The 23,706-nt window shown below is 69.8% G+C and carries 20 protein-coding genes; 3 read left to right on the top strand and 17 right to left on the bottom strand.

The window, feature by feature from the left end:
- Positions 1 to 24: 24 nt before the first annotated feature.
- Complete coding sequence (gene eccD / locus H504_RS0105975) at positions 25 to 1,470, bottom strand: type VII secretion integral membrane protein EccD (RefSeq protein WP_051385535.1); 1,446 nt, start codon at positions 1,468 to 1,470, stop codon at positions 25 to 27.
- Positions 1,471 to 1,589: 119 nt separating this feature from the next.
- On the opposite strand from eccD, the gene H504_RS0105970 reads away from it, so the two are divergent.
- From H504_RS0105970 to H504_RS0105960, 3 genes are all read left to right on the top strand, one after another.
- The gene (locus tag H504_RS0105970) at positions 1,590 to 5,537 is read left to right on the top strand and encodes a type VII secretion protein EccC (protein ID WP_026422041.1); all 3,948 of its coding nucleotides are present in this window, start codon (positions 1,590 to 1,592) and stop codon (positions 5,535 to 5,537) included.
- The gene (locus H504_RS33500; protein ID WP_051385534.1) at positions 5,534 to 6,655 is read left to right on the top strand and encodes a S8 family serine peptidase; all 1,122 of its coding nucleotides are present in this window, start codon (positions 5,534 to 5,536) and stop codon (positions 6,653 to 6,655) included. Before H504_RS0105970 ends, H504_RS33500 begins: the two co-directional genes overlap by 4 nt.
- 139 nt (positions 6,656 to 6,794) lie before the next feature.
- Positions 6,795 to 7,277, top strand: a complete 483-nt coding sequence (locus H504_RS0105960; protein WP_026422040.1) for a sigma-70 family RNA polymerase sigma factor — start codon at positions 6,795 to 6,797, stop codon at positions 7,275 to 7,277.
- A gap of 259 nt (positions 7,278 to 7,536) precedes the next feature.
- On the opposite strand, the gene H504_RS0105955 is transcribed toward H504_RS0105960, so the two are convergent.
- The 16 genes from H504_RS0105955 to H504_RS41840 form a co-directional block, all read right to left on the bottom strand.
- Entirely contained in the window at positions 7,537 to 8,199 is a 663-nt protein-coding gene (locus tag H504_RS0105955) for a DUF2306 domain-containing protein (protein WP_035303394.1), read from the bottom strand.
- Positions 8,200 to 8,363: 164 nt separating this feature from the next.
- A complete protein-coding gene (locus H504_RS0105950) occupies positions 8,364 to 10,757 on the bottom strand; it encodes an immune inhibitor A domain-containing protein (RefSeq protein ID WP_035303367.1) in 2,394 nt (797 codons plus the stop codon).
- Positions 10,758 to 11,059: 302 nt separating this feature from the next.
- Positions 11,060 to 11,479, bottom strand: a complete 420-nt coding sequence (locus H504_RS0105945; protein WP_026422037.1) for an ester cyclase — start codon at positions 11,477 to 11,479, stop codon at positions 11,060 to 11,062.
- A gap of 87 nt (positions 11,480 to 11,566) precedes the next feature.
- Positions 11,567 to 11,752: a sigma factor-like helix-turn-helix DNA-binding protein gene (locus tag H504_RS42850; RefSeq protein ID WP_245614084.1), complete on the bottom strand. Its 186-nt coding sequence runs from the start codon at positions 11,750 to 11,752 to the stop codon at positions 11,567 to 11,569.
- 173 nt (positions 11,753 to 11,925) lie between these two features.
- Positions 11,926 to 12,915 carry a small ribosomal subunit Rsm22 family protein gene (locus tag H504_RS0105935; RefSeq protein ID WP_026422035.1) on the bottom strand — a complete coding sequence of 330 codons (990 nt, stop codon included), beginning with the start codon at positions 12,913 to 12,915 and terminating at the stop codon, positions 11,926 to 11,928.
- 58 nt (positions 12,916 to 12,973) lie between these two features.
- On the bottom strand, positions 12,974 to 13,507 hold the full coding sequence (locus H504_RS0105930) for a hypothetical protein (RefSeq protein WP_026422034.1): 534 nt from the start codon (positions 13,505 to 13,507) through the stop codon (positions 12,974 to 12,976).
- A gap of 2 nt (positions 13,508 to 13,509) precedes the next feature.
- Positions 13,510 to 14,604 carry a hypothetical protein gene (locus H504_RS42315; RefSeq protein WP_026422033.1) on the bottom strand — a complete coding sequence of 365 codons (1,095 nt, stop codon included), beginning with the start codon at positions 14,602 to 14,604 and terminating at the stop codon, positions 13,510 to 13,512.
- A gap of 33 nt (positions 14,605 to 14,637) precedes the next feature.
- Complete coding sequence (locus tag H504_RS33495) at positions 14,638 to 15,045, bottom strand: FixH family protein (RefSeq protein ID WP_084467408.1); 408 nt, start codon at positions 15,043 to 15,045, stop codon at positions 14,638 to 14,640.
- Complete coding sequence (locus tag H504_RS0105915) at positions 15,029 to 16,336, bottom strand: hypothetical protein (RefSeq protein ID WP_245614083.1); 1,308 nt, start codon at positions 16,334 to 16,336, stop codon at positions 15,029 to 15,031. Before H504_RS0105915 ends, H504_RS33495 begins: the two co-directional genes overlap by 17 nt.
- 85 nt (positions 16,337 to 16,421) lie before the next feature.
- The gene (locus H504_RS0105910; protein ID WP_026422031.1) at positions 16,422 to 17,066 is read right to left on the bottom strand and encodes a response regulator; all 645 of its coding nucleotides are present in this window, start codon (positions 17,064 to 17,066) and stop codon (positions 16,422 to 16,424) included.
- Positions 17,066 to 18,211, bottom strand: coding sequence for a sensor histidine kinase (locus H504_RS0105905; protein ID WP_026422030.1), 1,146 nt, complete (start codon positions 18,209 to 18,211; stop codon positions 17,066 to 17,068). The genes H504_RS0105910 and H504_RS0105905 overlap by 1 nt, the downstream gene beginning before the upstream one ends.
- A 26-nt stretch (positions 18,212 to 18,237) precedes the next feature.
- A complete protein-coding gene (locus H504_RS0105900; RefSeq protein WP_026422029.1) occupies positions 18,238 to 19,785 on the bottom strand; it encodes an amidohydrolase in 1,548 nt (515 codons plus the stop codon).
- Positions 19,786 to 19,826: 41 nt separating this feature from the next.
- Positions 19,827 to 21,041 (bottom strand): ATP-grasp domain-containing protein, encoded by a 1,215-nt coding sequence (locus H504_RS0105895; protein WP_026422028.1) that lies wholly within the window; start codon positions 21,039 to 21,041, stop codon positions 19,827 to 19,829.
- Positions 21,038 to 22,018: a glycosyltransferase family 2 protein gene (locus H504_RS33490; protein ID WP_035303366.1), complete on the bottom strand. Its 981-nt coding sequence runs from the start codon at positions 22,016 to 22,018 to the stop codon at positions 21,038 to 21,040. The genes H504_RS0105895 and H504_RS33490 overlap by 4 nt, the downstream gene beginning before the upstream one ends.
- A complete protein-coding gene (locus tag H504_RS0105885; protein ID WP_026422027.1) occupies positions 22,015 to 23,022 on the bottom strand; it encodes an NAD-dependent epimerase/dehydratase family protein in 1,008 nt (335 codons plus the stop codon). Before H504_RS0105885 ends, H504_RS33490 begins: the two co-directional genes overlap by 4 nt.
- 283 nt (positions 23,023 to 23,305) lie before the next feature.
- Positions 23,306 to 23,689, bottom strand: coding sequence for a YybH family protein (locus H504_RS41840; protein WP_051385532.1), 384 nt, complete (start codon positions 23,687 to 23,689; stop codon positions 23,306 to 23,308).
- Positions 23,690 to 23,706: the final 17 nt, after the last annotated feature.

The raw sequence follows: 23,706 nt of genomic DNA, 5'->3' as shown, positions 1-23,706 counted from the left end.
GAATCTTGCGGTCTAAGGGTTTTCTCAGTGCCAAGCGGCCATGAGCGCGGTGTAGACACCCATGACGGACAGGGCCAACGGGATCACGGCGAGGGCGGTGGCCCAGTGCAAGAGGTCACCCCACCGGCCCCACATCGGCACGAGCTTGCGACCGGGGGTCAGGTGCGCGCCTACCAACGTGAGTCCCGCGACGACTACGAGTCCGCCGAGTACCAACGGGTGGAACTGTTGTGACACATCGGCTATGCCGACCAGCAAGAGGGAGAAAAGACCCATCAGCGCCGGTACAAGCGAGGCCAGTCGATGTGCGATGGCGGTGAGCTCCCTGGCGTGCAACAACAGCAGCGCGGCCGCGACACCGGTAAGAGTCTTGGCGTCCCACTTGTCGTTCATCGCCAGGATGACCATAGAGACTGCGGAAACCGTGCCCAGGGCGACGAAGAACGCTGTGAGATAGGCGTCCGCGCGGTTGGCGCTGTCGAGCACTGTGGCACTGGGTTGCGGATCGAGGTCTTGCTGGAACTCGGCCGCGCTCGTCGGCACCTGGTCGACCTGCAGCCCAGCCAACTTGGCCGCTGTCAGTGGCGCGACCCTGATGAGGATAAGAGCGACGACTAGCGCTACCGAGGACGCCGCAGCGGAACCCCAGCCTGTCGCGGTGGCCACGCCTCCGCCGATGGTGGCGAGAAGCGTCGCCAACCCGACCGCGATGAACAGCGCGTCCCGCCCGCCCACGGCCACTCGCGCGATGACGACAGCAACGGTCGCGGCGGCGGCGCCCGCCATCACCCCCGGCCCGGTCATAAGACCGCCCAACGGGTGCTCGCCGGTCGGAACCCCCAAACCGGCCAAGGCAGCCGAGACAACCCCGACACCGGCCAAGACCAACGCGGAGACGCGGTCGCCCAGTGCCCGGCTGGCGGTCGCTGCTGCTGCGAGCAGCACCGCGGCGAGGCTACCGGCGTAGATGGGGTTGGCTCCGGCGGTGACAACGCCTGCGACAACGGCAAGACCCATCAGGGCGACGAATACGCGCCGGGTGTACGCCGGGCGCCACACATCGTCCCGTGTGGACAGTCCGGTGTGGATGCCGTCGACGAGGTCGTCGAAGTCGACCAGGGGCAACAGGGCGTCGCGGGGGCGCAGGTGCAGCAGGTCGCCGTCGTAGAGGCCGAGGGCGGCGGTGCCCTGGTCCTCGTCCAGCGGCGGTTCACCGAGGCGCTGCAGCACCCAACCCCCGTGCGCGAGGCCGGTGGTGGCCAGCGCGGGGTCCAGGTGGCCGAGCACGGTCGGCATCAGGTCGGCGAGGGGAACGTGGGCTGGGACGGCGAGTTCGACACGGGAAGCAGGCCCGCAGATGGTCAGCCTGCACATCTCGCCGGAACCCGCCGCTGCGGTGGTGGCCATGCCCAGCACACGGGTGGCGGCCCGGGGACGGTTCACCCGGGTTCGGGCGGGTTCGGTGAACATCGGGTGGACCGGACGCGGCCGGAAAACTCCGGTGAACTCCTCCGGCGCGGACAGCCGTGTAGGGCCTGCAGGTGTCGACGGGCCGCAGCAGCCGCCGTGAGATGTCAGGGAGTGGACGGATGAGCACCACGCTGTTTCGCAGGCAGGCCAGGGAGAAGCCGCCGGAGATGCCCGGCGGTGAGCTGTCCCTGCAGGAGCCGCCGGTGTTGCCCGAGACCATCGGCGGCGGCATGGGCGGCATGCTCATGTACCTGCCGATGACCGTCGGCGGCGGCGCGGCCATGTTGTTCTTCATGGGGCCGCAGAACCCGCAGATGGCGCTGATGATGGCCGGGATGATGGGCCTGATGGGCGTCATGATGGTGTTCAACCAGCTCGGCCGGGGCGGCGCCGACCGCAGGCAGCGGCTGCGCGGCGAGCGCCGGGACTACCTGCGCTACCTGTCCGGCACCCGCAAGCAGGTCCGCGCGGTGGCCGACCAGCAGCGGACCGCGCTCGGCTGGCGGCACCCGGAGCCCGCAGCGCTCTGGTCGGTCGCGATGACCGGCCGGTTGTGGGAGCGGCGGGCCGCGCACGCGGACTTCGCCGAGGTGCGGATCGGGGTCGGGCAACAGCGGCTGGCGATGGCCATGACGCCGATGCAGACCAAGCCGGTGGCCGACCTGGAGCCGCTGTCCGCGCGGGCGCTGCGCCGGTTCATCAACGCCTACACCACCCTCGCCGACCAGCCGACCGCGCTGTTCCTGCGTGGGTTCGCCCAGGTGCGGCTCTCCGGCGACGAGGACACCGGCCGCGGCGCCGTGCGGGCGTTGCTGGCCCAGTTGGTGACCTTCCACTCCCCCGAGGACCTGCGGGTCGCCGTGTGCGCGAGCCCGGACCGGCTGCCCGAGTGGGATTGGGTGAAGTGGCTCCCGCACGCGCAGCACCCGGTGGAGCAGGACGGGGCCGGTCAGGTGCGGTTGCTCGCCGACGGAGTCGACGCGCTGACCGAGCTGCTCGCGGCCGAGCTCGACGAGCGCGCCCGGTTCGAGTCGGCGGCGACCCCCAGCCGCGAGGAGCCGTACGTCGTGGTGGTGCTCGACGGGGTCGAGGTGCCCGCGGAGTCGCGGTTGGCCGCGGCGGGCTACCGGAACACGGTCGTGCTGGACATCTCCGGTGCGCTCGACGGGTCCGCGGGCCGTTCGCGGCTACGGCTGGAGGTGACGCCAGAGGATTTGCACACCGTGCGCACCGACCGCACCGGCCAGCAGGTACGGACCCTGTTGGGCCGTCCGGACACTCTTAGCGTCGCGCGCGCAGGCGCTCTTGCCCGGGTGATCTCTCCTTATCGCCTCAACTCGTCCGGTGATGTGGCCGAACCGATGGTCGCCGACTTCGACCTACCGCGGCTGCTGGGCGTAAGCGACTTGGACATGCTCGACCCGAAGTCGCTGTGGCGCACCGGGATGGGCGCCGAGCGGTTCCGCATCCCGCTGGGCATCGCCGAGGACGGTTCGACCGTCGAGCTGGACATCAAGGAGTCCGCGCAGGGCGGCATGGGCCCGCACGGCCTGCTGATCGGCGCCACCGGCTCCGGCAAGTCCGAGCTGCTGCGCACGCTCGTGCTGGGCATGGCGATGACGCACTCGTCGGAGATCCTCAACTTCGTGCTGGTCGACTTCAAGGGCGGCGCGACCTTCCTCGGCCTTGACCGGCTGCCGCACACCTCGGCGGTGATCACGAACCTCGCCGACGAGGCGCCGCTGGTGACCCGGATGCAGGACTCGCTGCACGGCGAGATGGTGCGCCGCCAGGAGCTGTTGCGCGCGGCGGGCAACTACAGCTCGCTGCTGGACTACGAGCGGGCCCGCCAGGCGGGCGCGGCGCTGGACCCGTTGCCCACGCTGTTCCTCATCGTCGACGAGTTCAGCGAGCTGTTGGCGGCCAACCCGGACTTCGCCGAGCTGTTCGTCATGATCGGCCGCCTGGGCCGGTCGCTGGGCGTGCACCTGCTGCTGGCGTCGCAGCGCATCGACGACGGCCGCATGCACAAGCTCGAATCCCACCTGTCGTACCGGATCGGTCTGCGCACGTTCTCCGCGATGGAGAGCCGCTCGGTGATCGGCGTGCCGGACGCCTACCAACTGCCGAGCGCGCCGGGCAACGGTTACCTGCGCAGTGACGTGGCCACTCTCGTCCGCTTTAAGGCCGCGTACGTGTCAGGCCGCTACCAGCGGCGCACGAAGGAGCAGCGGCAGGAGGAAGTTCGTAGGCAGGTCGTGGCGTTCGGGGCGGGCAGGCTGCCCTCGGCCACCGAGGTCGCCGCGGTCACCGCCGTACCGGTCGCCGACGAGCACGTGGACACGGTGTTGGACGTGGCGGTGGACAAGCTGCTGGGGCAGGGGCCGCCCGCGCACCAGGTGTGGTTGCCGCCGCTGGACAACCCGCCCCCGCTGGACCAGCTCCTCCCGCCGCTGGTGCCGCACCCCCGGTTGGGTCTTACCGCCGCAGACTGGCCCGGTCGGGGCGGGCTGAAGATCCCGGTGGGGGTGGTGGACAAGCCGTTCGAGCAGGTCCGCGATCTGCACATGGTGGACCTGTCCGGCTCCGGTGGGCACATCGGTATCGCGGGCGGTACCCAGTCCGGTAAGAGCACCTTGCTGCGCACGGTCATCACGGCGTTGGCGCTGACACACACACCGACCGAGATCCAGTTCTACTGCCTGGACTTCGGTGGCGGTACCTTGTCCGTCCTCGAAGGGCTCCCGCACGTGGGCGGTGTGTGTGGCCGCCTGCAACCGGAGCGAGTCGGCCGCACTATCGCCGAAGTCAAGGCCGTCTTGGCACAACGCGAGAAGGTGTTCGCCGAACACGGCATCGAGAGCATGGCCGCCTACCGGGAGCGGCGCGCGGCGGGCGAGTTCGCCGACGACCCGCACGGCGACGTGTTCCTCGTGGTCGACGGGTGGGGGTCGCTGCGCGCGGACTTCGAGCAGCACGACCAGACCATCCGCCAGCTCACTGTGCGCGGCCTCGCCTACGGCGTGCACCTGGTGCTGACCGCGGGCCGCTGGTCCGATGTGCACTCGGCGCTGCGCGACCAGCTCGGCACCCGACTGGAGCTGCGACTGGGCGACGCGATCGACTCGGTGATCGACATGCGCAAGGCGGGCCAGGTGCCGCGGTTGCCTGGGCGCGGCCTGACCCAGGACAAGCTGCACTTCCTCGCCGCCGTGCCCCGGGTCGACGGCCAGGCCGCCGCCGACGGCCTCGCCGAGGCGACCAGGGAGCTGGCCCGCTCGGTCGCCGAGTGCTGGTCCGGCCCGTCGGCCCCCGAGGTGCGGACCCTGCCGGGCGTGCTGCCCGCCGCGGACCTGCCCGAGCCGGACGGACGGATGCGGGTCGCGTTGGGCGCGGGCGAACTGGATCTCAAGCCGGTCTGGCACGACTTCGCCGCCCGCCCGCACCTGACCGTGCTCGGTGACACCGGTAGCGGTAAGACGGCCGTGCTGCGCCTGATCACCCAGGCCATCCCCCGCGTGTACGCCCCGGACGAGGCCAGGATCGTGCTGCTGGACTCGCGGCGGGCGCTGCTGGACTCGGTGCCGGAGGAGTACCGGCACGGGGTGGCCGTCGCCGCCGGTCCGGCCGCCGAGCTGATCCGGCCGCTGGCCGCCGAGCTGAAGACCCGGGTGCCCGGCGCCGACATCGCCCCGAGCAGGCTGCGCGAGCGGGACTGGTGGTCCGGCCCGGAGTACTTCGTGGTCGTCGACGACTACGACCTGCTCAACAACGGCGCCGGTGGGCCGCTGGACCCGCTGGTGGAACTGCTGCCGCAGGCCGGTGACATCGGGTTGCACGTGGTCCTGGCCCGCGCGGCCGCCGGATCGGGTCGGATGTCGATGGACGCGGTGGTCCGCCGGTTGCAGGAGTCGAACACGCCGGACCTGGCGCTGTCGGTGCCGCCGAACGAGATGCCGCTGCTCAACGGCCAGCGTGGTCGTCAGCTCCCGCCCGGTCGGGCGCTGCTGGTCACCCGCCGCGACATGACCTCGCTGCAGATCGGGTGGACGGAGGAGCCGTCATGAGGGCGGCACTCGTCGGGGCTATCGCGGTGATCATGGCGGTAGCGCTACCGCAGCAGGCGTCCGCGCAGCAGCAAGGGCAGTGCGCGCCGCCGGAGAACACGGTGGCGCAGCCGGAGCCGTGGGCGCAGAAGCGACTCGGGGCGGAGCGGGTGTGGCCGATGACGCGCGGCGGGGTCGCGGTCGCGGTGGTCGACACCGGGGTCAGCGCCGCGGCGCCCTCGCTGGCGGGCGCGGTGACCGCGGGAGCGGACGTCGCCGGAGGTGCCGCGGACAGCGACTGCGCTGGTCACGGGACGTTCTTGGCCGGGCTGATCGCGTCCCGGCCGCAACCGAAGACGGCGTTCGCGGGAGTGGCACCGGACGCCCAGATCATCCCGGTGCGGGTGACCAGCGACCCGGGCAAGGTGGACCCGGCCGCGTTGGCGGCGGGAATCCGGGTAGCGGTCGACAGTGGGGCGCGCGTTGTCGCCATCGGCGTCCTGAACACGGTGAGCACACCTGAGTTGCAGGCCGCCGTGGACTACGCGAGGACGCGGGACGTCGTAGTAGTGGCGCCCGCGGCGGTAAGACAACCCAAACAGCGGGCGTACCCGGCATCGATGGATGGTGTCGTGGCCGTTGCCCCTGTCGGACCGGATGGGCCAGCCAAGACGGTGACGTTGGGGGCGCAACCGATGCTGGCGGCCCCGGCCGATCAGTTGGTTGGGATCGGACCGTCCGGGCCTGGGCATCGGTTGGCGGCGGGGCCGGAGCTGGCGGTGGCGTTCGTGGCCGGTAGCGCTGCTTTGGTGCGTGGGCAGTATCCGGACATGTCAGCCGCCGACGTCATCAAACGTCTTACCGCGACCGCGGACAAGCCAGCCGGGCAGGTACCGCACCCTGTTGTCGGGTACGGGATCGTGGACCCCGTCGCCGCCGTGACCACGCTCTTGAGCGGACAAACGAAGGCGCCGCCGTCCAAGGAACACGTCGTAGTGGCGTTGCCACCGGTGGAAGACCGTGGACCCGCACGGGCCGCCCTGCTGTTCGTGGCCGCGCTCGGCGGTGCCGCTGTCGTGGGCGGTGGCACCGCCCTGGCCGTCATGCGTGCCCGACGGCGACGGTGGAAAGCAGCGTAGGTAGGGATATCCCCAGGGGGTGGCCCCCACGAGAAGGGCGGGACCACCCCCGCGGTTGGCGGGATTGACCCAGCGAAACCGGGGGTAAGAAGCGAGAACCTTGTGTCACAACGGAAAGCACGACGCAAGGAGAAGTCCGATGGCCGAGTTCGACACCCTCGTCGCCACCCACCGCGCCGCCCTGCTCTCCTACGCCCGCCGCGTCACCGGTGACCCGCACCGCGCGGAGGACGTGGTGCAGGAAACCTGGATCCGCGCCTGGCGCCACCGCGAGAAACTCACCGAGGACCGCGGCTCCGTTCGCTCCTGGCTCATGCGCGTCGCCCACAACATCGCCGTCGACCAGCACCGCGGCCGCGCCGCCCGCCCCGCCGAGGTCGAACTCCCCGAGGTCGACGTCACCAGCGCCCCCGCCCGCACCGACGAGGTCCTCGACAAGGTCGTGGTGGACGCCGCCCTCGAAGCCCTCCCCGAGCCGCACCGCAAGACCGTGGTCGAGGTCTACTTCGCCGACCGCACCGCCGCTGCCGCCGCCATCACCCTCCAGGTCCCGGTCGGCACGGTGAAAAGCCGCCTGCACTACGCGCTGCGCGCCCTCCGCGAGTCCGCCCTCGCCGCCTGATCACGCGGCGCCCAGGATGTCCGCCGCAGCGGCGACGGCCGCGGTGATCGCGTCGAGGTCCACCTGCCGTGGCGCGGGAGTGGTGCGGACCCCGTAGAGGCCGCCGTGCCCGGCCCCAGTGCGGCGAAGTCCGCCGAGCCCACGACGGCAATCCCGGCCGCCCGGCGCGGGCGGGCCTTGCGCACCACCACCGCGAAGGCGACCACCGGCCCAGGTCCCCCGCTATGTGAACAGGACTTTCTCCCCCACACCGGTAAGACTACCGAGCAACCTGCCGTCTGCGGGTGCCAAACCACTCCAAGAGCACCAGCGGGACCGTCCAGCCCAGCCAGGCGGTGATGCCCGCGATCGCCTGACCCATGGCCAGTTCGCTGCCGCCGAAGGTGGTGTCCAGGCCGGGGGCGAGGACGAGGGCGACGATCGGGCCCCAGAGGCGGTTGGTGATCGTGGAGAGGGTCAAGACGTAGCTGCGGACCATCCAGGTGCGGTGGGCGCGGAAGTCCTTGGCGCGGGCCTTGCGGTAGCCGATAAGAGTCGCGGTGAACCACAGGACGGCCCCGAGCATGTCGCTCGCGCGGGTGATGGGGCCGAAGGGCGAGGTGAAGCCGAGGATGAACGCCATGGTGGCGGCCGGTAAGACTCCCCCGAATACATAGATCCGGCCGACTTTCGCGTGTAGGCGCGGGTGGGCTGAACGGAACCACGGCCACACTTGCAGGAAGCCGCCCACCATCGCCACGGAGCCGAAGGTGATGTGCAGTAAGAGGGTCGGGTAGTGCAACCAGAACCCCGCGGGCACGCGGGAAAGAGCCGGGTCGAAGGTCAGGTACGGCGGTAGCGAGTACACCAGGAATACGGCGATGAGTGCCCCAACCGGGAGCACCCACGGCGCGCGGGTCGCCTTGGTCGTCAGCCAGGTCATGATGATCACGCTAGGAACCGCGCGGACCCCGGGACAGCCTGCACGCACCAGGGCCGGTGGTGGGGTTGACCCCACCACCGGCCCTGGTCGCTCCTGCCGTGATCAGTCCACTGTGGAACGATGGCATGCCCCGCCACCGCACCGGACGACCACGGCCTGCCGGGTCACTTCTTGGTCGAGTAGACCCGGATGGTCATCGACGGCCCGTCCTGCTTCAAGACCTTGATGCCCACCCCGACGGCCGGAAGCTTGACGCCCGCGGTCGGCTGGGCGGCGTTGAAGTAGGACTTCGTGTCGTCGAACACCGGCTGCGCCGGGGTCCCGCGGACGTAGCTCGCCCGGCCACCCGCGTACAGGGTGAACGAGTCGGACTTGTTCAGCGAGAACGGCGCGTCGTAACCCGCGATGCGGGGCCGCCACGGCTGGCCCTGCAGGTTGTAGATCGGGTCCGGGTGCGCGTCGACGATGGAGAACAGCGACTCGCCCGGGTGCACCGACGTGTTGTTGTCGGTCTGGGAGGTGTCCCAGTACGACACCAACAGGCCCTGCTGGTACGGGAAGCGGACCGAGTAGTTCGGCCGGTCCGGGAACCCGTAGTCGTAAGGACCCATCTGCAGGTACTTGTCGAACCCGACGTAGGCGCGGTTGGCCGCGATGTAGAAGTTGTCGAACGTCGCGGTCTCGGTGCCGGTGGTGATCCGGAACCCGGCCGGGGTCCAGCCGTTGTTGCCGTTCTCCGCGCCGTCGGTGAACAGCGCGGCGCCGTCGGCGTTCACGTAGATCTCGTCGGCGAAGAAGCCGTTGAGCGCGAAGCCGCCGTCAGTGCGGTAGTTCAGCCGCAGCTTGATGTTCTTGCCCGCGTAAGCGTTGAGCGGCACCGCGACGTCGACCCATTGGTTGTTGGTCGAGTTCGTGATGGCCGGGGTGCCGACCGCGTTGTGGATGAACGGCTTGCCGTTGGCCGTGCCGTCAAGAGCGGTCCAGTTGGCACCGCCGTCGGTGGACGCTTCCACGAACAGGAAGTCGCAGTCGCAGTCCTCGATGTCGTAGCGCGCCTTGAGCTTGAGCTCCGCGGCGGTCTTCCCGGTAAGGTCGACCGAACGGGTCAGCGTGTTGGTGAGGTTGTCACCCTTGTCGCTCCACCACATGTTCTTACCGGCGAACGGTGGCCCATAGGTCGTGGTTTTTGTCTTGTCCGGTAGGACAACCACCGCCCCTTGAGCCTTGTTGGTGTTGTACGCGGCCGGGCCTAGATCGATCTTCCGATCCTGACCGGCCACGACGGTCTCGTAGTCCAGCCAGCCCAACTGCAGCTTGTCCCACGGGGAGAAGTCGTTGGCGCGCAGACCGATCGGCTCGTTGGCCAGCGACACGCGGCTCTGGCCCATGATGGACCACCAGTTGATGCCGTTCTCCTGCGCGCCACCCGGTCCGACGGTGTCGTAGTTGTCCGGCAGACCCAGGTCGTGCCCGTACTCGTGGGCGAACACGCCGAGGCCGCCGTTCTCCGGCTGCATCGTGTAGTCGCCGACCCACAGACCGGTGTTGCCGATCTGCACACCACCCAGCTTGTTGTCGGCCGGGCCGGTGGTGGAGTTGGAGAACGCGTACCAGCGGTGCGCCCAGATGGCGTCCTCGCCGTAGAGCGGGTCACCGTCGGACTGGTCCGCGCCCGCGTGCACGATCTGGAAGTGGTCGATGTACCCGTCGGGCTCGTTGAAGTTGCCGTCGTGGTCGTAGTCGTAGCGGTCCCACTGGTCGTAAGAGGCGAGGTCGGCCTTGATGTCGGCGTCGGTCGCGCCCTGCGCCTTGCGGTCGGACACCCACTTGTTGATGGCGTCCTGGATGAGGTACCAGGAGTTGCCGCAGATCTTGCCCGCGCACGGCTGGCCGTCGGAACGGCCGTACCGGGCCTCGTTGTAGGGCACCTTCACCCAGTCGGTGACCTCGCCGTCGACCGAGTACCGACCCGAGGAGGCCTTCTCGTAGAAGGTCTTCAACGACTCGACGTTCGGGCCCTGGCCGAAGTAGATGTCCTGGTAGTGCTGCTTCGAGAAGTCCGACTGCCAGATGGTCTTGTTGTCGACCGAGCGGTCGGGCTTGGGGATCTGGTTGTGCAGCGGACCGTCGAACTTGGTCGGGCCCGGGGTCGCCGGGCTGGTGTCCTGGTCGGGGAAGTCCGGGTGCCGCTGGTCACCGAACTCGGCGAGGATGACGAAGATCTTGTCCGTCTTCTCCCTGCCCAGTTCGACGTACTGGTCGGCGTCCTTCTTGCCGCCCTTGGCCGCGGGCGCGGCACCGACCTTGACCACGGTGCTCGCCCCGCGCTGCTCCACCTGCGCGCCGCCGGAGAGGACCTTGGACAGCCCCTCCTGGCGCAGGGCGCGGCGCTTGGCCTCCAGCGGGTTGACGATCTCGTCGGACTGCTCCGCGGCGCTCTTGGCGGCCGGGGAGCCCTGCGGCGTCGCGGGGGCCGCGTCGGCGGCACCGCTGACCACCAGCACCCCGGCCCCGACCACCGCCGCCGCGGCGATCGCGGCGACCAATCTTCGGCGCACTCATTCCTCCAATTTCGTGGGGACGACTCCGGGTGAAGCCTCGCGAAACAGTAGATGAGTGACCTCGTGTGCAGGTATCACAACATGATTACAAGAGCCAATTCGGGCATCACATTCAGCTATAGCACTATGTGATGCGCCGAATGGCTCAACGGCCGGTTCAACCAGCCGGACCAGGGCAATCGTGGGGTACGGCGACCAGGATGAGCGTATCCAGAAATGGCAGCGCCGTGTTTCACAGAATTAACGGTGAAAGGTGTGAACGGTGGGGACCGGCGATCACACAATACGCGCCGGACCGGTCAGATCTCGACGACGAGTTCGCCCGCGATCTGCCGGTCGATGGCCGCCATGTCGAAGTAGTCGCGCTCGCGGAAGATCAACCCGTCGCGGGCCTCGATCACGTGGCAGGCGAAGCTGGCCACCCGGCGGCCGGTCGGCGGCAGCGGACCGAGCGGGCCGAGGTGGTGGCCGACGCAGCGCACCTCGACGAACGACGTGCCGCCGTCCGCGCTGGGGTGGAACTCGTCGTAGCTGAACACGACGTCGGGGAAGGCGGCGTGCAGCGTGCGCATGACCTCGACGGGGGTGTCGGTCTCGCGGTGCCGGGTGCCGGTGACGTCGGTGTAGACGTAGTCGGGGTGGTAGCGGGCGCGCATGGCTTCCCAGTCGTAGGTCTGGATGGTCTGCCAGTGCTGCCGGTGGATGGTCGTGGCGTTCACGCCGTCACGCTAGGGACGGGGGCGCGCCTCGGGGACTGGCGGGAGCAAGATCCACCCGGTCAGGTGGTCCGACCCGGTCGGCCCCGCTCAGTCCGTCGCGTCTTCGTCGGGGTCGTAGCCGAGCCGCTCGCGCAGCCGCTCCAGGGCGCGGTGCTGGGTGATGCGCACCGCGGTGGGCGACATGTCGAGCTTGACGGCGACTTCCTCGGCCGTCTTGCCGTCGACCACGCGCAGTCGCAGGATGCGCAACTGCAACGGGGTCAACACGGCCATCGGGTCGTTCCCGTCGCGCCGGGGCACCGGGAGCACGAGCCGTCGACCGTGGGGAGTCTTGGGCGTCCGCATGCACTGGAGACGCACCCGGCGAGCACCCATGACGCAACCGACGTGCGATTTTTCCCAACCAGGCACGAGCCGGGAGTTCACAACGGACAGTGCCGGTTGATCTACCGGTCGTTACCGCCAGTTACCCACGGGTCGCCCCACGAGGTGTCGCGGGCCGTCCGGTACGCGGCCGGATCCCGCTTGCTGACGATGCTGTCGGCCAGACCGTCGGCCCCGCACAGCCGCAGCGACACCAGCCCCTTGCGCTTGAGCGGGTGCCGCACGACCCGGGCGGGGGCGGTGGGCCACGGCTCGCGGGCGGCGGCGACGTAGGCGAACTTCTCGTCCTCGAAGTTGAGCGTGGCGGTCTTGAGGCGCTGGTGCAGGGCGCTGCGGCCGAGGCGGGCGGCGAAGTGGCACCAGTCCTGCCCGCGCGGGATGGGGCAGGTGCCACTGTGCGGGCAGGGGGCCACGACGTGCATACCGGCGGCGATGAGTTCGTCCCGCGCGGCCATGACCCGCTCGTACCCGGCGGGCGTACCGGGCTCGATGACAACGGCGAGGGTGGCCCCTGCCATCGCGCGGACCGTGGAGCCCCTGGCCTTCTCGGTGAGCTCGCTGAGCACATAGGACAAGGTGGCGATGTCCGTCGGCGGTAGCTCGGTGTTGCCGAGGGACGCGCGCTGCCACCGGGTACGGCGGACCGCCTCGCTGTCGGCCCGCTCCGCCAGCCGTCGCCCCAGCGACATGGCCTGCGCGGAGTGGTCGAGCACGGTCGCCTCAGCCAGCGACGGCCACACCCGCGCGGCCGCCCACACCGCCGCGCCGGTGCCGCCGCCGATGTCAACCACGGTCCGGGGCGCGAAGTCCGGGGCGAGCGCGGCGACCTCGCTGAGCGCGGCGACCACGGCGGCGTGCGTGGCGGGCATCCGGTAGGCGGCGTAGGCGGCCGCGGCGATGTCGGCGTCGAGCACGACGGACGTGGGGTCCACGCCTGCGCGGTACCGGTGGCTGAGCGCCTGCGCCGAGTCCGCGAGCCGCTTGGTCGGGTACCGGGCCTCGGCCAGGGCGTCGGCCAGCGCGCGGTCGAGGGCGTCGGACAGGCTGGGCATGGCGGCCAATCATGCCGGTCCGGTGGTGGGCGACCACGGGCGGGCCGCCCACCGGGTGTCAGGCGGGCACCTCGACCAGCCGCCGCCGGGTCCGCCGCCAGGCGACGACCAGGAAGGCGCCGAGACCGAGCGCGGGCAGGGCGCTGATGGACCAGCTCAGCGCCATCGGCGGCCCCGGCTGGTCGAGCACGTGCAGCCGGGGCAACTCGCCGTCGCCGTGCCCCTGTGGACCGTCCACGACGAACTGGAGGCGGTAGTCGCCGGGGTCCGGCAGGGACCGCACGTCCAGGCCCCAGACCTCGCGCTTGCGCGGGTGGCGGGCCAGCGGCTCGTCCCAGGCCTGGTCCGGTTGGGACAGCGGGGTGACGACGAGGGTGCCGGACTTGCCCGCCACGCCGCCGTCGGGGTCGAAGGTGAAGTCGAGCGACTGCATGGCCCGCACCGGCCAGGTGCTGAACCCGACGACGATCGAGTAGGGCCCCGCCTTGACCTGTTCGGTGTGCACGACCTCGACCGGCTGGTAGGCGTTGGCGGCCGGGGCGGCGGTGACGAACAGGGCGGCGGCGGTGACGAGGGTGGCGGCGACGCGCACGGTCACGCTCCTTCCGGTCGAGCGGTCGAGGACAGGCGCAGCATGTGGCCGAACCGCCAGCCGAGGTGGCCCGCGAGCAGCCCGACGGCGGCGGCGACGGCCACCGTGGGCAGCAGCCTGCCGAGTGTGGGCACGTGGACGTCGTAGACGATCGCGTTCTGGACGCTCTGCAAACCGGCCACCACCGCGGCGGACACGGCACCGGCGACGGGGGGCATCCATTTCGCGCGGATCGTGGTCAACGGGTAGACGAGCGCGGTGACGAGAATGAGGCACATCGGCAGCAACGCGGGCATGGCGGGAACACCAGTGATGTAATCACGAATCGGCAGACCTGCCGCATTGGCGTAAGCGCGAGTGGCCCACGGTGTGAATACCCAGGTCAACGCTTGTACGACAACGAGCCCCAAAGCAACGCCGATCCCGCCCTTGCGCACGGCAGCCGCACCGGTGAACGCGCACAACACCACCAGGAACGCCATCGCGACGTGCACGGCTATCACCGTCCGCGCGGGGACGCTCGCGAAGGCCAACGCGATGACGGTGGTGAACGCGGCCAACGCGGCGAGAGAGGTGAACACACCCACGCGACCCCACAGTTGGTCACGCGCGGCGGCGAACACGATGACCGTACCGACGAGCGTTACCGCTACCGACAACAGAAGACCGATGTGCGGGGGTGAGTCGATGACCGCGTCGAACCCGTAGAGCCCGTGCCACCACTGGTCCCACAGGCCGTACAGCAGGAACGACGCCGCGCCACACCCCGCGACCAGGTAGCCGAGCGGGGCGGTGAAGACCCGGCCGAACACGCCGACGGGGACCCCGCCCAGCGTCGGGTCGACCTCCTTGCCCGCGCGTCTGGCCGCCGTGGTCACGAGGACGGCGGCCAGGCTGGCGAACCCGGAAATGGCGCTCCCCGCGTAGAGGAACAGGTGCGGCAGGGTGAAGAAGGTGTCCGGGCCGACGTCGGAATGCCACTGGACGTCCCAGGTGAGGCCGACGAGAGTGCACAGGGCACCGGCCAGCAACACGACCGCGGCGGTGAGACCGCGGGTGTTGGGCGCCGTTGCGGTCGTCGCGGATGCGGTCGTCATGGTCTTCCCCTCTTCATGGTCTTCCCCTCTCGATTAGAGGACTAGCGCGAAGGTGACGCGCTCGGTGGTGTGGGCGCGGCGGATGGCGATGGTCAGTTCCCACCGACCCGCCATGGGGAGGTCGGTGTGCTCGGCGCGGTAGTTCCCTTGTTGAGCCGGTAGGGCTGTCGTCGGAGTGAGCGCGTGACCCATGTCGACCATGACAGGCTCAACGGTGACCTCGTCCGCTTTTACCGGTGTCCCAGACAGATCCGAGACATCGAGTTGCACGGTGTTGTCCCCGACGCGCGGGGAGTCGATGGTGAGGTGGACGGAGTAGTTCGCCGAGCCCGAGCGCTGGTCGAACACACTGCTGCTGGATCGGCCCCACATGAGGAATCCGACGACCCCGGCCACGAGTACCAGCACCGCCGCCACCACGGTCTTACCGCGTCGTGTCATGGGCAGCCCCAACGTCGAAGGTGACGGGAATGGTGAGGATCTCGAAACCGCGTTCCGACTGGAACCAGGCGTGATAGCGGCCTGGTTCGGGGAAGGTGAAGGTGAACGGCACTTTCGCCGGGTAGGCGGCCACGGTCTCGTCGGGCTGGGAACCGAGGGAGTTCACTGTCGGTGTGGTCATCGCGTGCACGTGTGCCCATACGGCCTGCGACGGCAACGGACCCACGATGATGAGGTGACCGCGCATCCCCAGCCACGGCTGCAAGTTGTCGGGGCCGGTGAAATCGGCGGTGAGCGTGACGGGGTTACCGGCGGTGAGCGCGTCTGCTTCCACTGCTTCCACAGTCCCGTCTGATTTCCTCTTACTGTCCACTGTGGTCCCGGTGATCTGGACCTCGGCGCGCACCAACTGTGTGCCGCCGCCGACACGCGCCAGCTCGGCCGCCATCGGGTATGTACCACTTGCTGTTGGGGTGAACTGGACTCGGTAGTCGCCGGGGGCCACGCGCACGGGATGCAGGTGGACGAGGTCACCGGTGGGGGTCATCACCATCAGGTGGACGAGGGCGCCGTGGTTCACGAGCAAGTCGTCCACGGGTAGCCCGGTAGCGCTATCTGTCAACGACAGTACGAGGTTGGTCGGGTGACCGGTGGTGAGACCGTTCGCCGACACGACAAGACTCACCGGTGGTCTCGCGACGTTTTGTGTTGTCGGAGGCGGGATCGTGGATGACAGCAACGCCGCCGTTACCGCTACCGACAACGACACCACCACTCCCCCAGCGGGAACGAGCACGAATCGGCCGCCCCGCGCGGCGAAAACCAGTGCCACCAACAGGAACGCGCCCGTGGCCACGAACCCGCCGTAGACAACCCGCTCCCAGGCGGGAACAACGCGCTGCGGCACGGTGAACGGGATACGGGCGGTGTTGGTGCCGTCGTCGAGCTCCAACTCCCAGGCGCCGAAGCGGTCCACGGTCAGGTCGACGCCGGTGGCGCCGGTGGTCAAAGCCGCGGTGGCCTCGCTCGTCGGCCGCGAGCCGGGCGGCACGGTGCGCACCCGCAGGATGCCCACCGGGTCCCCCACATGGCTGACGATGTCGACGTGCAGCGGGGCAGGCGCACCGTCGGTGCGCCGGATGGTGACCGTCAACTCACGTGGCCCCAACGTCTGCGCCACGGCCACGTCCGCGCCGACCGGCGCCCCATCGGCCCGCGCGACCCCGGACACCCCGACCAGGCCAACCAGAACCAACCCCACTACGGCGAGACGCCGTATCCCCTTCCCCACGATCGCGAAAATTACCGTGTGCAGCCGCAGGAATCGTCACGGTAAGAGGTGATTTCGTTGTCCCCCGCGCGAGGGACTGCCCCGGTCAGGGGCCTTGGACCAAGCCGTGCCGGTGAGCGTAAACGACCGCGTGGACCCGGTCGCGCAAATCGAGTTTCGCCAGCACCCGGGAAACATGGGTTTTGACCGTTTCCTCGCCAATGTTGAGCCGCACCGCGATCTCCGCGTTGCTCAACGCGTCCGCGACCAGCAGCAACACCTCCCGCTCCCGCGAGGTCAACCGATCCGGACCGGCGTGCGCCGGGCGCAGGCTGTCGGTGAACCGGGCCGCGAGCCGCTTGGTGACCGAGGGGTCGATCAGGGCGTCTCCCCGAGCCGCGACCCTGATCGCCGACACCATCTCCTCCGGGGGCAGGCTCTTGAGCAGAAACCCGCTCACACCGGCCTGCAACCCCCGGTAGACGTACTCGTCGAGGTCATAGGTCGTGAGGACGAGGACCCGGGTGTGCCCGTTGGCCAGGATCGGCCCGACCGCGGCCAGGCCGTCCAGCCGTGGCATCCGCACGTCCAACACCGCGACGTCCGGGGTGAGGCGGGCGGCCAGCTCGACCGCCGCCTCGCCGTCGGCCGCCTCACCGACGCAGGTCAGGTCCGGCTGGGTGTCCAGCACCGCGCGCAGGCCGGAGCGGAACAGGGCGTGGTCGTCGGCGAGCAGGACGGTGATCGGCATCAGTTCTCCTGTCCGTCGAGCGGGACGGTCACCCGGACCACCCAGTCCGCACCCACCGGTCCGCACTCTACGGTCGCGTTGATCAGCGCGGCGCGGTGCCGGATACCGGCCAGCCCGCGGTGTCGGACCTCAACTGGTCTATCCGCGCCCAGGTCGTTGACGACGGTCAGGGTCAATGCGCTCTTGCCCCTGTCGAGCTCGATCACTGCCTGACGTCCGCCGCCGTGAGTGAGCGCGTTGGTCAGGGCCTCTTGGACGATGCGATACAGCGCGATGTCGACCGAGCGAGGAATCGTGACCGTTGAGCCTGCCGTGATCAGATGGGTCGGGAGCCCTGCGGCGCGGGTAAGAGCCACGAGGTCGTCCAGATCGTCCAGGCCGGGCTGGCGAACGGTGCCGTCGTCGCCGTGGTGCAAGAGGTCGAGCAGGCTGCGGAGGTTGGTCATCGCGGACCGGCTCGCGGTCTCGACCGCGGTAAGAGAGGTGCGGACCCGGTCCTCCGGGCTGTGGTTGAGCGCCAACCTGGCCGCACCCGCGTGCACGTTGATGGCGCTGACGTGGTGGGAGATCACGTCATGCAGGTCCCGCGCGATCGTCGACCGCTCCTTGGCGACAGCTTGACGGACCACCTCGCGTTCCTCGGCCCGCCTGCGCGCCTCCCGTTGCTCCAACTCGGCCAGGTACCCGCGCCGCGCGGTCGTGTGTCGCCCCACCAGCCAGGGCAGGAGGCCGGTGTCGAGCACGTTGATGGCGATCAACCGCCAGTCCGACAGGTACGGCAACCGCGCCGCGACGATGCCCGCCGCGATGACAACCAGGGCACCCACCCCCTGCCGCGCGCCCAACCAGGCACCGGCCCGGTACCCGGCGATGAGCAACCCCACCGCGTTGGCACTGGCGAAGTTGATGTTCACCCACGGACCGGCGCCCTGCACCAGGGCGTGCGCCACCGCGACCGCGCCCGACCACCGGGTCGGCGTCGCCAGCGCGCAGTCGACAAGGACAGCGGCACCCCACATCACCCAGCCGGTCCAACTGATCAGCGTCAACGGGCACGTCAACATCACGCCCCCGCTGTCACACACCACACACACGAGCGCCACGACAAGCGCTTGCCGCCGCAACACCGCCGTCGCGTCCCACACAGGTCACACTGTATGGGCAGGTCGCTTCACCAGTACTCGTCCCCGTACGCGATCTCCCCGCCGAACACGGTGGCGATGACCTCGATGTCACCGATGCGCCCGGGGTCGACCGTGTGCGGGTCGTCAGCGAGGACGACCATGTCGGCGAGCTTGCCCTCGGCGAGCGACCCGACGCTGGACTCCAGGTTGCACGCGTACGCGGCGTCTATGGTGAACGCGCGCAGGGCCTCGGGCACGGTGATGGCCTCTTCCGGCGTCAGCGACGTGCCCTGCTCGGTCTCCCGGGTGACCATGAACTGGATCGCCCGCAGCGGGGCGCCGTTGGTCACCGGCCGGTCGGAGCTGCCGACCAGCTTCACGCCGTGGTCGAGGAAGGATCGCGCGCGGTACAGCCAGGGCGCCCGGTCCGGTCCCATGATCGCCGCGTAGTCGTCGCCGTTGTAGTAGAGGAAGTTCGGCTGCACCACGGCGGTGAGGTCGAGCGCGGCGAACCGCGCCAACTGGTCGGGCCGGACCGCGCCCGCGTGCTCGATCCGGTGCCTGCACGCGGGCCTCGGGAACAGCCGCTGCGCCTCGGTGAGCGCGTCGAGCGCCAGGTCGACCGCGCGGTCGCCGATGGCGTGGATCGCCAACTGCCAGCCTGCCCGGTGGCCGTCGACGATGAGGGCGGTCAGCTCGGCCGGGTCGGCGTACAATTGTCCATTGTGGTCCTCGCCTGCGTACGGCTCGGTGAGGGCGGCGGTGCGGGCCATCATGCCGCCGTCGGTGAAGATCTTCAGCGCGCCGATGCCGAACCGGTCGCCGCCGAACCCGGTGTACACGCCGAGGTCCATCGCCCGTGGCACGTCGTCCGTGCGGTGCGCGTGCCGGTCGCGGAGCAGGGACCCGGCCACCATGAACTGGATTCGCATCGGGACCTCGGCGCGCTGGTACGCGGCGATCTCGATCGGGCTGTGGCTGATGAGCCCGCCGCCGACACCGGCCTCGGCCACCGTCGTGACGCCCTCCTTGAGGCAGGTGAGCGCGGCGGTGTTGATGGCCTCCGACATCTCGTCCAAGGAGTACGGCTGCCTGAGCGCGCGCACGGCCGCCATCCCCCCTTCGGCGAGGAAACCGTCCTCATGGGGGTGATCAAGCTCCGCGAGCACGGAACTGCTGACCACGCAGGCGTGACCGGAGTCGTGCAGCAGCAGGACCTTGCGTCCGCGCGCGACCGTGTCGAGTTCGCGGGCGGTGATGTGCCTGCCGAGGCGGCGCTGGTCGTAGCCGACGACATCGAGCCACTCCGCCTCCGCGCGGGCGTCGTCGATGACGGCCAGCGCCTGGTCGACGGTCGTGCAGTGCGCGATCGACCAGGTGCGCTCCTTGAGACCCGCCCAGACCATGTGCACGTGCGGGTCGACGAACCCGGGGAGGATCGTCGCGCCGTCCAGGTTGACCTCCTGCTTGGCCGGGAGGCCGCGGATCTGCTCGTCGACCCCGACCACCCGGCCCCGCCAGATCCCGATCTCGTGGGCGACCTCCCGACCGGAGACGGGGTAGACCGTGGCGCCGTGCAGGCGAAGATCAAGCATGCCGCCACCCTAGTGGTGGCATGCCCCAGAACGTCGAGCCGCTAGACGGGGACGATGGCGGGGGTGACCTGGAGGTCCAGCGCGGCGAGGGCGTTGGTGAGGGCGACGGCGAGGGCCGGGCGGGTGGGGGCGTGCACGACCAGCCAGCCGAGTTTGCGGCCTGCTTCGGTGAACGGGTGGACGAGGTCGCCGGGGGCGGCGAAGAGGTCGGCGTCGGTGACGCCGGGCAGGGCGCGGATCGCGGCGAGAGGCGCGTGGGACGTGAGTTCGCCCGGTACCGGCAGCGGGGAGGTGATGACGTGCAGGTGGGCCTGGGCCGAGTGGGTCGGCGTCAGGGTGAAGGGGGTGCCGATAGCCAGGTCGACCAGCGCTTGGACGCAGTCGACACCGGCCACGGCGTGCGCGAGGCGGGGGAAGCCGTTGCCGGACATGCGGGCGCCGACCTCCAGGATGTAGCGGGTGCCGTCCGCGGCGACGATGACGTCGAAGTTGGCGGGGCCGTCGGTCAGGCCCATGGCCAGGCAGAGGGTGTGCGCGTCGGCCAACAGCGCCGTCTCGGTGGCCGGGTCCAGCGCCGCCGGGGCGGTGTGGCCGCCGATCAGGAAACGGGGGCCGGGGACGATCTGCTTCTCGGTGATGAGGGCGAACGCCAGGTCACCGTTCCGGATGAACACGTTGACCGTGTAGTCGGTGCCCTGCAACAACTCCTCGACGATCACCTGACCGCTGGGCGAGTTCACGGCGGCGTTGTGCAGCGCGGCGTCCAATTCGGACAGTTCGTCCACCCGCAGCACACCCCGGCAACCCGAGGCGTCGGTCGGTTTGACCACCAGCGGCAGACCGAAACCCTTGGCGGCGGCGGCGAGGTCCGACAACTCGTGGGACTGGGCCCAGCGGTAGACGGGGACACCGACGGACGAGGCGAGGGCGTGGAAGGCGGACTTGTCCATCGACACGGCGGCGGCGAGCTCGGGAAACTGCCAGGGGGTGTCGAAGTGCCGGGACAGGTGGTACCACGACTCCAGGCAGGTGTCGGCGGCCGTCGACACGACACCGGAGATGTCCTCGCCCGCCAGCGCATCGATGATCGCCGTGTGGTCCGTTGTGGACAATTGCAGGAAGCGGTCGGCGAGTTCGATGCCGGGACGGTCGGCGCGCATGTCGACCGCGATCGTGCGCAGGCCGCGCCGCCGCGCCTCGCGGTAGAGCACGACCTGCTCCTCCCCCGCGCCGAGAACGAGCAGGGACGGACTCATGAGGCCACCTCAAGGGGCAAACGCCGGGCGGGCGGGGGGACGGACGCGGTGCCGCCGTCGAGCATGTCCTCGTCGGCTACCGGGAAGTTGGCCTCACGGACGTAATAGATCCGCCGGGTGCGGGCGTCGAGCATGCGGCGGTGCAGGTAGCGGCCGACCAAAGCGGTCGACGCCACACCGAGCGCGCTCACGAACAGTCCACACGCGACCAGGGTCGAGGCGGACACCACACCGAACAGACCGAGCACACCCAACAACAACGCGAGGAAGACCACGACCGCCGACATCCCGTACAGGAAGTTCAACGGGCGCCAGGAGAAACCGAGCAGCAGCTCGAAGGCGTCGCCCGCGAGCCTGCCGAACCGGAACTTGGACGTGCCCGCGGTCCGCGGCCGGTGCGCGACCGGGACCGTCGTGTACCGGGCGCCGATCTGCGGCGCCTTCGCCACGAAGTGCGAGTTCGCGGTGGGCAGGTTGACGATCGTGCGACCGACAGCCGTGCGCACCACCCGGAACGAACTCGCCCCTTGTGGCACCTCGATCCCCAACACCTTCCGCGCCACCGAGTGCGTCCCCGCCGCACCCACCCGGCGCACCCACGAGTCCTGCCGGTCCTGCCGCACCCCGAACACCACGTCGTAGCCCTCGGCGGCGGTGTCCAGCAGCTTCCAGGTCTCCTCGGCCGGGAACTGCAGGTCCGCGTCCAACTGCACCGCCCACGGCCGGGAGGCATAGCGGAACCCGGCGGTCACCGCGGCGACCAGACCGAAGTTGCGGGCGAACGAGACATACCGGACCCGACTGTCCTTTTCGGCCAGCGCGCGGATCCGGGCGAGGGTGTCGTCGCGGCTGCCGTCGTCGATGAACAGCAACTCCAGGCCGTCGATCGCGCCGAGCGACCCGGTGACCGAGCGGTACGCGACGTCGACCTGCTCGCCCTCGTTGTAGCAGGGCAGGATGGCGGTCAGGCCGGTCACATCAGCCTGCTCGACCAGGTCCGCGGGGTCAGCTCGTTCACGATCTCCAACTCCAGGTTGTAGTCGAACTCGCGCGGACCGACCCGCTCGATCCACTCGACCATCTCGGTCAGCCCGTCGCGCAGCCCGACCTGGGTGCGGTAGTCCAGCAGCTTGCGTGCCTTGTCCGAGCTGCAGGTGGCGTGGTGCACCTCCAGCGGCCGGGCGGGCATGAAGATCGGGTCGCAGTCCACGCCGACGATCGAGCAGATGGTCTGGGCCAGGGTCAGCACGGTGATCTCGCCCTCGTCCGGCCCGACGTTGACCACCTCACCCCTGATGTCCGGTTCGACGCCCAGCTTGGTCAGGCAGGACACCACGTCCGAGACGAAGCTGAAGCAGCGGGTCTGGCTGCCGTCGCCGTAGATGATCGGCTGCTTGCCGCGCAGCACCCGGTTGATCATGATCGCGGCCACGTTGCGGTACGGGTCGTCGAACCGCTGCCGCGGGCCGATGATGTTGTGCGGGACGGCGATGTTGTACTCCATGCCGTGCACGTCGGCGATCGCCCGCACCTGCAGGTCCGCCGCGTACTTGGCGATGCCGTACGGGGTCAGCGGCTGCGGCGCCATGTCCTCGGTGAACGGCGGCACCAGCTCGCCGTAGCGCGACATCGACGAGCAGTGCACGAACCGGCCCACCTCAGCCCGCGCCGCCGCCGAGAGCATGGCGACCGTGGCACTGGTTGTGTGCTCGTGCACGAGGTACGGGGAGAACACCGACAGCCCCTCGTACGGGGCGGCGGCGCAGTGGTAGACCAGCTCGACGCCCTCGAACAGCTCGGGGTGCCCGAGCGCGTCCCGGCAGTCGACCTCGTGGAACTCCACCCCGGCCGGAATGTTCTCCTTGAATCCGTCGATCATGTTGTCGATACCGCGAACGGAGTAGCCGCGGTCGAGCAAATCATCGGCCAGGTGACTGCCGAGAAAACCCGCCACACCCGTTATCAGGACCGGTTTCCCCATTGCCCCGAACCCCTCCTCGATCCCGGACCCGGCGTCGGTCACGCCTGGTCGAACGGCCCCACCCGGTGTGGGCGGTCACCGCAACACCCGCGGTTCGGTCACGCTGCGCTCAACTCCTCGAGTTCCGCGATGCGCGCACGGCTGATCGGCGCCGAAGTGGGTTCGGCGCCGGTTCGGCGAGACGGACTTGCCACGAAGTAGCGCGGACTATAACAACGCCCCTGACCGCGCAAAAGGGTTGTGGTTGAGCCGAATACCCGTCAGCGGTGATCGGGGTGGGCAACTACGCCGGACGGAGGACAGTGCACTGGTCGTGAACGAGTAGCCAGCGCCCGGACTCCGCGACGAAGGTCAGTCCCATGAGGAACGTCGACGGCTCGGCGCCGGGCTCGCCGACCACCGTCACCCGCAGCACCCGGGTCGCCGTGGCGCCGGTGGTTGTCGAGGAAACCGTTTCGGTGGCGTAAGTCCAGTCACCGTCGGTGAACCACTCCCGGTGGAAGCCGACCACCTCGTCCGCGCCGCGCAGCATCCGTCCGGACGGGATGATCACAGTGACGTCCGGGTGGACGGTCGCCGCGAAGGTGTCGAGGTCGCGGCCGACCACGGCGCGCAGGTGCGCGTCGATGGTCGCCTCGGCGTCGGCCTGCCAGTCCTGGACATGCACGGTGGTCCTCCGGGAGA

Origin of the sequence: Actinokineospora inagensis DSM 44258, from assembly GCF_000482865.1 — a bacterium.
In the GTDB taxonomy this organism is placed as follows: domain Bacteria; phylum Actinomycetota; class Actinomycetes; order Mycobacteriales; family Pseudonocardiaceae; genus Actinokineospora; species Actinokineospora inagensis.
This window is presented reverse-complemented; position numbering and strand designations above follow the sequence as displayed.